An 8,930-nucleotide genomic window follows, 5' to 3' on the forward strand; every position below is an offset into this window, starting at 1 on the left:
AGTAGGGGCGGGTTTCAAACCCGCCCTACCAAAAACAAACCACTATGGTCGAACAAGTCCCCGACAACCTGGAGCCGACTGCCCCGCAACTCATCCTCATCGTCGATGACGAACTGCGCATGCGCCGCTTCATCCGCATGAATCTCGAACTGGAGGGGTATCAGGTCATCGAGGCCGAAAACGGCATTCGCGCCCTGGATCAGATTCGCCAGTTCAATCCCGACCTGGCCGTCATGGACGTGATGATGCCGGAGATGGACGGCTTCGAGACGCTCAAGCTGTTGCGCGAGATCTCCACCGTGCCGGTCATCCTGCTCACCGTGCGCGACGACGAGGAAGACATTACCCGCGGCCTGGCCCTGGGCGCCGACGACTACATCACCAAGCCGTTCAGCCCGCGCGTCCTGACCAGCCGGGTGGCGGCCGTGCTGCGCCGCGCCCACTGGCCCGCCCCGCCGCCGCGAACGGTGCTGCGCATCGACGAGCGGCTGTCGGTCGACTTCAACCGGCATCAGGTCATCGTCAACGGCGAGCGCATCGACCTGCGGCCGACCGAATACCGCCTGCTGAACCACCTCATCCAGAACGCCGGCTGGGTAGTGCCCCACGACACGCTGCTGGCGAAAGTCTGGGGGTATGAGTATCGCGACGAGACCCACTACCTGCGCCTCTACATCAACTACCTGCGCAAGAAGATAGAAGAAGACCCCGCCAATCCCCACTATATCCTGACTGAACGCGGCGTCGGCTACCGGTTCATCGACTTTCGCAAAGAACAGGGTTAGCCGGACGCCACGAATTTAGACATTTCGCCCCGGCGGCCCTGTCCGAAAGTACTCGTCGGCGCTATAATGGGGAATCGTCACATCACGCCCCCGTAAATGGGCTTTTGTTGTCGGGTGACGGCGCGTCGCGCCGGACGCCGGACGCCGCTGCGCATTATGATCGAGCCGGACGTTATGACTGCCGACGCCGAGCAGTTAACAGGACTTATTCGTCTTTACCTTGACACTAGCGACCGCCTTCAAGTGATGAAAGCGTTCGATTTCGCTCGCCGGGAACATGGCGCCCAACGCCGCAAGACCGGCGAGCTTTTTTTTACCCATCCGCTGAAGGTCGCCACCTATCTGGCCGCCTACCGGCTGGACGCCGACGCCATCTCGGCCGCCCTGCTCCACGACATCGCCGAGGACACGCGCGTCTCGCTGGAGGAGATCGCCGCCGAGTTCGGCCCGGACGTGGCGCAGCTGGTGGACGGGGTGACCAAGCTGAAAGAGGTCACGCGCGGCGTGGCCCAGGGCAAGAAGTTGTCCAGCGAGGAACTGCGGCAGGCCACCCTCCAGAAGCTCTTCGCGGCTATGACGGCCGACGTGCGCACGGTCATCATCAAGCTCTTCGACCGCCTGCACAACATGCACACCATCCACGCCATGCCCCCCGCCAAGCAAAAGGAGAAAGCCAACGAGACGCTGGCCGTCTTCGCCCCGCTGGCCAACCGCCTGGGCATGTGGGAGGTCAAGAGCGAACTGGAGGCGCTGTGCCTGAAGGTGCTGGAACCCCATGCCTTTGAAACCATCCGCTCCGAACTGGAACGGCTGGGCCGCTACCAGGAGCCGCTGTTCGACGTGGTGCGGGCCGAGATCGAGGCGTGTCTGGGCAAGGCCGGGCTGGCGGTGCACGATGTCAAGCTGGCCCCGGAGAACGTCTACACCGTCTACGAAGACCTGCTCAAGCACGGCATGAGCTACCGCGACGTTGACCAGATGTTGCGCGTGACCGTGCTGCTGGAAAACAAGATCGACTGCTACACCGCGCTCGGCCATCTGCACGAGACGTGGCGGGCCGTGCCCCACCGCTTCGACGACTACATCTCCGTCCAGCGCGAAAACCTGTACCAGTCGCTGCACACCACCGTCGTCCACACCAACGGCCAACCGATCAAGATCCGCCTGCGCACCGTCGCCATGGATCGGGTGGCGCAGATCGGCGTGTTGGCTCGCTGGTACTATGCCGGCTCGCCGCTGTGGACAACGGGGCTGGCCGAGCGGCTGGACGCGTTCATCGCCAACATCAGCGACAGCATCAGCGTGGAGCCTCACGACGCCGGCCTGAGCGTCCAGAGCGCGCTGGAAGACGTGCTGGCTAACCAAATTCGCGTCTACACGCCCAAGGGGGACGCGGTCGATCTGGTCGAGGGGGGCACGCCCATCGACTTCGCTTACAAGATTCACACCGAACTGGGCAACCGTTGCGGCGCGGTTTACGTCAACGAACTGCTCTTTCCGCTCAACCGCCCGCTGAAGAACGGTGACCAGGTGCGCATCTACAAGAACGATCGCGCCCAGCCCCAGCGCGCCTGGCTGGATGAAGACCTGGGCTACATCATGACCACCTACGCCCGGACGCACGCCCGCCGCTGGTTCCGCCGCCTGCCGGAGGCGGAGGCCATCCGTCAGGGCCGCCAACTCCTGCAAGGGGAGCTGGAGATGCTAGGGTTGATGCGCCTCGACCACGCCACTGTCGCCTCGCTCGTCGGCTATGAGGACGCCACGGAGTTGTATTACCGCCTGGGCCGCGCCGAACTCCTGCCAACGGTGCTTTCCACCCGCATCATGTCGGTGCATTGGGACGAGGGGCGATGTCAGCCCATCGACAACGTGGTGACCGCGCCCGACGGCTCGAGGCTCATCATCACCAACGCCGACAACCGCAAGCTGCGCCTCTGCGCCACGTGCAACCCGCGCCCGCGCGACGCCATCATCGGCTATCTGCGCCAGGATGGGGCGGTCACCGTCCACCGCGAGGGGTGTCACACCCTCAACGCCATCCGCGGCGACCAGGACGTGGCGGCCCACAAGCTGAAACTGGGCTGGGGCGTGGAGGAACAGCGCGAGGCGCGGCCGGTGATGCTGAACGTGGATGTCTTTGACCGGCCCGGACTGTTGTATGACATTACCCGGTTGATGCGCGAAAAGGAGATCAACATCCCCCACATCTGCACCTACCGGCACAAGCGGCGCGGCGAGATCGGCATTGAGATGCAGCTAGAGGTGACCAGCCCGCGGCAGATGGTGCGCATCCTGCACCAGATCAAGGCGCTGGTCAACGTCAAGGCGGTGCGCTGCGTGCCATCGGAGCCGGATGGTGATCCCAACGGGACGGGGACGGGGCTGTATTGGCCGGAGTGAGAGCGGGGGAGCAGGGGTGCTGGGGAGCGGGGGAGCGCAGAGTCCGCATCCTCAGATGCGGACGGCATGGGGGTAAAGCGCGCATCTGAGGAGGCGCACGCTATTGATCGGCCTATAGCTCGACAGTCGGGCATCTTCCCCGCTCCCCCGCTCCCTTGCTCCCCTGCTCTCTTCCTGAACGCCGGCTGAGAAAGGGCGCGCTAACTTGCCCCTCAGCGGGGGGCGTATTGACATAGCCAGGGCCATCCTTCATAATGGAGCCGGTTTCACAACTGAGCTTATCAGACAACCCCAACCGCTTTTCCAAAAACCATACGGAATTGAGTTTACCTAACTGAGGGAGAATGGATCATGCTGAAGAAGAAGTACATGAAGTCGAAGGACGAATACGAAGTCACCTTTGAGTTGCCGAGCGAGGCCAAGGAAGCCGTTCTCGTTTGCGAGGCCAACGGCTGGGAGCCGGTCGGCATGAAGAAGAGCAAGGGCACGTTCACGGTCAAGATGCGCCTGCCGGCCAACGGCCGCTATCAGTACCGCTACCTGATCAACAACAGCGAGTGGGTCAACGACAACGCAGCCGACGGCTACGTGCCGAACGAGCACGGTAGCACCAACTCCGTCGTCGATACCTCCAGCGCTAACTAAGAAGAATCCACAGATTTCACAGATGACACAGATTCTTCGGAGCTGTATAGACAAGTGCTGTGTCGTCTAAGGCATTTTACCGGCGGCCTGCTGCGGCAGGCCGCTTTTATTTTCGCCACCAACTGAGCCAGCTAATTCTCGTAATCTGCGTAATCTGCGGATTCTTTCTCTTTCTCATAAACCGGCTTTCTCCCACGGCCGGGACAGGCCATACGCCTCGAAACCGAGGGAGCCGTAGAGCGCGTTGGCCCGGACGGAGTAGGCCCCCACGTAGGCCAGCGTCGCGCCCAGCCGTTGCAGGCGGCGCAGGTTCTCGGTGACGACGGCCGCGGCCAGGCCCCGCCGCCGGTGCGCCGGGTCCGCGCCGACCGGCTCCACGTAGCCGGTGCGCGTCACGTCGTCGTACCAGATGGTGCAGAACGCGGCGTGCTCGCCGCCGGGCGCGACAGCGACGATATCCAGGTCGCGCCGGTAGAGCGGGATACGCTGGATGGTGTGGTACCACGTCCAGCCCCCATACTTCTCGTCCGGCTCGTCCTCATGGAAGGCGCGCCACGACACCCAACTGCGGGCCGGCAGCTCCTCCTCGCCGCCCAGCGGGCGCACCGTGTAGCCGGGGGCCACCACCGGCGGCGCGATCTCGCGGTCGAGCGTCTGCCAGCGGTGCGTCTCCGCCCACGGTTGCGGGGTGTAGCCGCGGCGCCTGAGGATGGCTTCCAGCGGCGCATCGCCTTCGTTGGCCCAGACGCGCAACACGCGCCCGCCCTCAGCCGGCTCGGCCAGTTGCGCCTCGGCCACCTCGACCATCTCCTCCAGCAGCGCGGCCGACCGGCGCGCGGGATGTACCTGCAGGAAGGCATCGCCGCGATCCTCGCCGTTGAGCGCGGCGATCAGCGCGCCGTCCTCCTCCCACAGATAGAGTACGGACTCGATAGGCACTTGCCCCTCCAGGATGGAAAGCAGGCCATGCCAGCGCCAGTAGTCAAAGCGGGCCGTCGTCCAACACAGTTCGCGCCGGCCATTCAGCAGCAGCACGTCGCGCAAAAAGGCGCGGACGCGCCAGTAATCCGCTTCGTCGCGGTAGGGGTGTGGGGTGATCATGGGGTGGCTCCTCTTTAAATGGGGCAGCGAATCCACATTGTAGCAGGGTTTGCAGCGCCACCCAACCGGCGGTAAATATGCGGTATAATCCGGCCATGTCTCGCCCGTCGCTGGAACAGCTCGCGCAACGCCTGCGCGACATCCCATTCTTTGAGGATCTGGACGACGCCATCATGCTGGACTTGATTCGCTCGACGCAGTGGCGCGAGTATAAGTCGGGCGAGGTCATTGTGCTGGAGGGACAGGCGCAGCCCGACCTCTACTATCTTGACTACGGCTACGTCAAGGTTGTGAAGGTGTCGCCTTCCGGGCGTGAGCAGACGCTGCGCGTGCTAGAACCGGGCGACACGTTCAACGAGATAAGCGTTTTTGCCAGCCGCCCTAATCCCGCAACGGCCGTGGCGCTAGAGCCGGCCGGAGTCTATCTCATCCGCCACGAGGCGCTGGCCCGCCTGCTGCGAGAACACCCCAACTTCGCCGGGAGCGTCATCGAGACGATGGCGGAGCGAATGCTATTCCTGGTTTCGCTGGTGAGCGATCTCTCTCTGCGGCCCGTCACCGGCCGGTTGGCGCGGCTATTGCTGGAGAGCGCTGTCGGTGATGTGGTGCCGCGCCCGCGCTGGTTCACACAGGCGGAATTGGCGGCGCGGTTAGGCACGGTTCCCGACGTGGTGCAGCGTTCACTGAGGAGTCTGGAAGTTGATGGGCTTATCGTCGTCGAGCGGCAGCATATCCACCTCCTTGATCGAACTGCGCTGGAACGAATCGCCGCTTGATCGGCGCTTTACCCGACAAAAGTCGGCGACTCCACAGCCTTTAGCGGCTATCATACAAATCTACCATCCGGCGACGAACTGGAAGATCCTACTCGTCGAGCAAAACGACGCGGTGTTCTGTGGAGGAGCCATGCCCACTCTCTACTTTCTGATGTCGGGCCTATTTATCGTCATGGCCGTCATCGCCGCGCTCGACGCGTCGCTGACCAGCCTCAATCTCCTGCCCTGGTTCAACGGTCTGCGCTGGCTGCGCGTCCATCTCATCACGCTGGGCGCGATGACCGAGACCATATTCGGCGTGCTGCCGCTGCTGGTAGCCATCCGCCACGGCCGGCCGCGGCCGGCGTTTCGCTGGGATATCTGGCTGGCGCTCAACGCTGGCCTGCTGACATTGCTGGTCGGCATCCCTATCGTCAACGAGGCGCTGATCGTCGCCGGCGGCACACTCGTCTTCAGCGCCGCCGTCTTACTGATCGATCAACTGCGGCGCATGGGGCCCACCGTAGGCGCCGAACACGCGGCATCCCCGGAGCGCCACGGCCGGCGCTTCTACATCGCCGGGCTGAGTTTTTTCCTGCTGGGCATTCTGATCGGCACGGGCCTGTGGTTTGGCTGGAGCGACTGGCTGCGCATCGCGGTCCCGCTGGAGGCGCATATCCACGCCAACAGCTGGGGGCTGATGTCGCTCGTCTTTGCTGGGCTGATCGTGGACACCTATGCCATGTGGGCCGGGCGGCCGTTGGCCTGGCCACGCTCCGTCACGCCCATCTTCTGGCTGACGGTCTTCGGCGCGCTCGGCCTGGTGCTCGGGCCGTGGCTCCAATCCCTGTACTTCACCGTACCGGGCCTGATCTTGCACCAAACGGCCACACTGTGGCTGATGCTGAATATGCTCCGACCGCTTATACTGCCCCCCTCCGGCTCGTGGAGAGGCGCGAGAGCACTAGAGCCGGGCATCTGGCACGTGATCACCTCTTACTTTTGGATCTCCGCCCCGGTGATAGTGGCTCCGCTCATCCTGCTGGGCGTCCGCGGCGTGCCCGGGGTGACCATCGAGCAAAACGCCCCCCAGGCGCTCATCTATGGTTGGGTCTTCCAGTTCGGCTTCGCGCTGCTGCCCTACTTCTTCCGGCGGGCCTTTCTGCCGGACGAACCGGCGCGGTTGGGCGGCAACTGGTTCAGCCTGGTCGCGGCCAACCTGGGCGGCGTGTTCCTCTGGGCGAGTATCTTTGTGGAATCGCTGTACGGCCCTTTCCATGGGATAGCTTACGCGCTCTGGGGCGCGGCGGCCGTGCCGGTGACTGTCGAGCTGTGGCGGATTATCACGCGCGGGCTGGCGCGGCTGGATGCGGTTGGCGGGCCTGCGGCGACCGATTAACCGAGTCCCAGCCCTAGATCACGCCCGTCCGGCGCAGTTCATCGATCTGCGCGTCCGCGTAACCGGCCTCGCGCAAGATGGCGTCGGTGTGCTCGCCCAGCATCGGCGGCGCGGCGCGCACCGTAGCCGGCGTCTCGCTGAGCCGGGCGACGGGGCCGACCTGCGGCACTGGCCCCAGCGTTGGGTGCGCGACCGCCTGCACCTGGCCGCGGGCGCGCACGTGGGGGTCGGCCAGCGTCGTGGGGATGTCGTTGATGGGCGCAGCCGGGATGCGCGCCGCGCCCAGCGCCGCCAGCCACTCGGCCGCCGGCCGCGCCGCGAACACCTCGCGCAGCCGCGTGATAAGTTCGGCGCGGGCCGCCACCCGGCCGGCGTTCGTCTGGTAGCGCGGCTCATCCCACAGGTCGGGCCGCCCGGCCAGCTCACAGAAGCGGCGGTACTGCGCGTCGCTGCCGATGCCGACGGCGATGTAGCCGTCGGCCGTCGGGAACGCCTCGTAGGGGACGATGTTGGGGTGGGCGTTGCCGTAGCGGGCGGGCGGCTCGCCGCCGACCAGATAGTTCGACGCCACGTTCGCCAGCCAGCCGAGTTGCGCGTCGAGCAGGGCCACGTCGATGTGCTGGCCGCGTCCCGTCCGGTCGCGGTGGTGCAGCGCGGCCAGGATGGCCGAGGCGGCGAACAGGCCGGCGCTGATGTCCACAATCGCCACGCCGACTTTGTGCGGCTCCCCGTCGGCCGGGCCGGTGATGGACATGATGCCCCCTTCGGCCTGGATCATGAAGTCATAGCCCGGCCGGTCGCGGTAGGGGCCGGTCTGGCCGTAGCCGGTGATGGAGCAGTAGATGAGGCCGGGCTGGCCGGCGGCCAGGGTGGCGTAGTCCAGCCCCCATCGGGCCAGCGCGCCGGGCAGGAAGTTCTCCACGACGACATCGGCCGACGCGATGAGCCGCCGGGCGACGCCCTGCCCTGCCGCCGACTTCAGGTCGAGCGTCAGGCCGCGCTTGTTGCGGTTGGCGGTCAGGTAGTAGGCGCTCTGGTCGCCCAGCCACGGCGGCCCCCAGGCGCGGGTGGGGTCGCCGCTGCCCGGCTGCTCGATCTTGATCACGTCCGCGCCGTAGTCGGCCAGCAGCATGGCGCAGTAAGGCCCGGCCAGGACGCGGGAGAGGTCGATGACGCGAATGCCGTCCAGGGCGGCTGAGGGCATAGAGACTCCGAAAGAATTAGGAATTATGAAACCGGGATGTTTGCCGGTCTCTCGCGCTTTGCAGATGTGTCTTAAATCTGCGTAATCTGTGGAATCTGTGGATTCTTCTTCCACTCGCATTGTGGCAGACTGGCAAGCGAAAATCTACCATGCTGGTTAACTGACGATCTTCGCGATGTGATAGAAGGGATGAAAAGCGGTTCAGCCCCGCGTTAACACTGGTTAACGCGGGGCTGAATGATCAGGGCAGGTTCTCGATCGCCACCGGCGGCACCGGCTCGGCCAGATCGAAGCCAAATACCTGGCTATAGAAGTACAGTTCCGCTTCCAGCGCGCGCCGGATGTTCTGCGACTGGCGGAAGCCATGCCCTTCGCCCTCGAAGGACACGTAGGCCACGGGCAGCTCGCGGGCGCGGGCGGCCAGGAACATCGCCTCCGACTGGGCCGGCGGCACAACCTCGTCGTCCAGCCCCTGGAAGAGGATGAGCGCCGCGCTGCAGCGGTCGGCGACGTGGATGGGCGAGCGGGCCACGTAGCGCTCGCGCTGCGCCGGGTAGGGGCCGATCATGGAGTCGAGGTAGCGCGACTCGAACTTGTGCGTGTCCTTGGCCAGCGCCTCCACGTCGCTGACGCCGAAG

8 protein-coding genes are annotated in these 8,930 nt (G+C 64.9%); 5 read left to right on the top strand and 3 right to left on the bottom strand.

All coding sequences use genetic code 11. From position 1 onward, the window contains the following. The first annotated feature begins 44 nt into the window (after nt 1–44). The 3 genes from ACE3UY_RS22660 to ACE3UY_RS22670 all read left to right on the top strand — a co-directional run bounded on the left by ACE3UY_RS22660 (nt 45) and on the right by ACE3UY_RS22670 (nt 3,833). The gene (locus ACE3UY_RS22660) at nt 45–785 is read left to right on the top strand and encodes a response regulator transcription factor (protein WP_374689737.1); all 741 of its coding nucleotides are present in this window, start codon (nt 45–47) and stop codon (nt 783–785) included. Between the two features lie 246 nt (nt 786–1,031). Then, nucleotides 1,032–3,188, top strand: a complete 2,157-nt coding sequence (locus ACE3UY_RS22665; protein WP_374689738.1) for a bifunctional (p)ppGpp synthetase/guanosine-3',5'-bis(diphosphate) 3'-pyrophosphohydrolase — start codon at nt 1,032–1,034, stop codon at nt 3,186–3,188. A 351-nt stretch (nt 3,189–3,539) separates the two neighbouring features. Beyond that, on the top strand, nt 3,540–3,833 hold the full coding sequence (locus ACE3UY_RS22670) for an isoamylase early set domain-containing protein (protein ID WP_374689739.1): 294 nt from the start codon (nt 3,540–3,542) through the stop codon (nt 3,831–3,833). 174 nt (nt 3,834–4,007) lie between these two features. Here ACE3UY_RS22670 and ACE3UY_RS22675 read toward each other — a convergent pair whose 3' ends face one another. Continuing rightward, nucleotides 4,008–4,934, bottom strand: a complete 927-nt coding sequence (locus ACE3UY_RS22675; protein WP_374689740.1) for a GNAT family N-acetyltransferase — start codon at nt 4,932–4,934, stop codon at nt 4,008–4,010. A gap of 95 nt (nt 4,935–5,029) precedes the next feature. On the opposite strand from ACE3UY_RS22675, the gene ACE3UY_RS22680 reads away from it, so the two are divergent. Then, nucleotides 5,030–5,710 carry a Crp/Fnr family transcriptional regulator gene (locus ACE3UY_RS22680; protein ID WP_374689741.1) on the top strand — a complete coding sequence of 227 codons (681 nt, stop codon included), beginning with the start codon at nt 5,030–5,032 and terminating at the stop codon, nt 5,708–5,710. A 130-nt stretch (nt 5,711–5,840) separates the two neighbouring features. Next, complete coding sequence (locus tag ACE3UY_RS22685) at nt 5,841–7,088, top strand: hypothetical protein (RefSeq protein ID WP_374689742.1); 1,248 nt, start codon at nt 5,841–5,843, stop codon at nt 7,086–7,088. A gap of 13 nt (nt 7,089–7,101) precedes the next feature. On the opposite strand, the gene ACE3UY_RS22690 is transcribed toward ACE3UY_RS22685, so the two are convergent. Together ACE3UY_RS22690 and ACE3UY_RS22695 are read right to left on the bottom strand one after the other, a co-directional pair. After that, nucleotides 7,102–8,292: a CaiB/BaiF CoA transferase family protein gene (locus ACE3UY_RS22690; protein WP_374689743.1), complete on the bottom strand. Its 1,191-nt coding sequence runs from the start codon at nt 8,290–8,292 to the stop codon at nt 7,102–7,104. A gap of 241 nt (nt 8,293–8,533) precedes the next feature. Further along, nucleotides 8,534–8,930: alpha/beta hydrolase family protein (locus ACE3UY_RS22695; RefSeq protein WP_374689744.1), on the bottom strand; the 397-nt coding region annotated here is incomplete at its 5' end.

Origin of the sequence: Promineifilum sp. (SeqCode), from assembly GCF_041918635.1 — a bacterium.
In the GTDB taxonomy this organism is placed as follows: domain Bacteria; phylum Chloroflexota; class Anaerolineae; order Promineifilales; family Promineifilaceae; genus Promineifilum.